The organism is Mesorhizobium sp. M7A.F.Ca.ET.027.03.2.1, assembly GCF_003999175.1.
In the GTDB taxonomy this organism is placed as follows: Bacteria; Pseudomonadota; Alphaproteobacteria; order Rhizobiales; family Rhizobiaceae; genus Mesorhizobium.
The window spans coordinates 1-1,425 of sequence record NZ_RZOM01001314.1; the positions used below are offsets into that span (position 1 = coordinate 1).

Annotated in this window: 1 protein-coding gene; it reads right to left on the minus strand. The window is 65.2% G+C overall.

The features are described from left to right. Positions 1-71: 71 nt before the first annotated feature. Positions 72-1,425 (minus strand): EAL domain-containing protein (locus tag EN750_RS34180; RefSeq protein WP_245482889.1); only part of this gene is annotated, 1,354 nt, incomplete at its 5' end.

Here is a 1,425-nt window from a genome sequence, read left to right on the forward strand (position 1 = left end):
ACACAGCAGCCACCCGATGTCGATCCAGAAGGCGTCCGCAAGGCATTCGCTGGACGGCCGGCCGCGGCGTCCTATGCCTGCCTGCTCAGCCGCATCCTCGCCGGCTCCTCCGCGACGAGTTGATCGTTGCCAACATCGGCGTCCCCGGTGATCTGGTCGATCGGCTTGGGCCGGCCGAGGAAATAGCCTTGCGCCTCGTTGCAGCCTTCGACCTGCAGGATGGTGAGCTGGACATGCGTCTCGACGCCTTCGGCAAGCACCGGAATGTCGAGGCTGCGGCCCAGCGTCAGCACTGCCCGGATGATCGCCTTGGCCTGCGGGCTGCGCTCGACATCGGCCATGAACGAGCGATCGAGCTTGATCTTGTCGAAGGGAAACGAGCGCAGCGTGTCGAGCGATGAATAGCCGGTGCCGAAATCGTCGATCGCGATCGTCACCCCCAGCGCCTTGATCTGGCGCAGGACATGCAGCGTGCGCACCTTGTCGGCGACGATCGTCGATTCGGTCAACTCCAGTTCCAGCCGTTTCGGCGACAGCCCGGTCTCGATCAGGATTTGATGGATGAGCTTGGCGAGATCGGCATGGGCGAACTGTACCGGTGACAGATTGACCGCGATCTTGTGGCCATTGCCCCACGAGGCCGCCTGGCGGCACGCGGTCCGCAGCACCCATTCGCCGATCGCCATGATCGAGCCGTTCTCTTCGGCAATCGGGATGAATTCAGCGGGCGGAATCATGCCGTGCACGGGATGGGTCCAGCGCAGCAGCGCCTCGTAGCCGCAGGTGGCGCCGGTCGGGACCGAGGTCTGCACCTGATAGTGCAGCGAAAGCTCGCCGCGGTCGATCGCCTGGCGAAGGTCGGTGGCCAAGGCGCGGCGCGCCCGCGCCGTCTCGTCCATGGCGGATTCGTAGAAGCAGACGGCTCGCGTGACGTCGTTCTTCGCCCGGTACATGGCAAGATCGGCATTGCTGACCAGCCGCTCGCGGTCGGCCCCGTCGCGCGGATAGACGGCGACGCCGATGCTGGCGCCCGCGGCGATCTCGAAATCGTCGAGCCGCAACGGTTCGAACAGCGATTTCTCCAGCCGCGAGACCAGCCCGAGAAGGTCCTTCTGATCCTTGAAGCGCTTGATCGCGGCGAACTCGTCACCGCCGAGCCGGGCGACGAACTCGCCCTCGCCGGTGAGTTTCGCCAGCCTGCGGGCGACGATCTTGAGCGCCTGGTCGCCGGCCGCATGCCCCCTGAGGTCGTTGATCTCCTTGAAGCGGTCGAGATCGATGACGATGACCGCCGTCATTGTGTCCTCGCCCTCGCGTGCCCGGTCGATCTCATGGTCGAGGCGGTCGTTGAAGGAGACCCGGTTGGGAAGGCCGGTAAGGGCGTCGTTGAGGGCGAGATGCTGAAGCCGCTCGAAACTCTCCAGA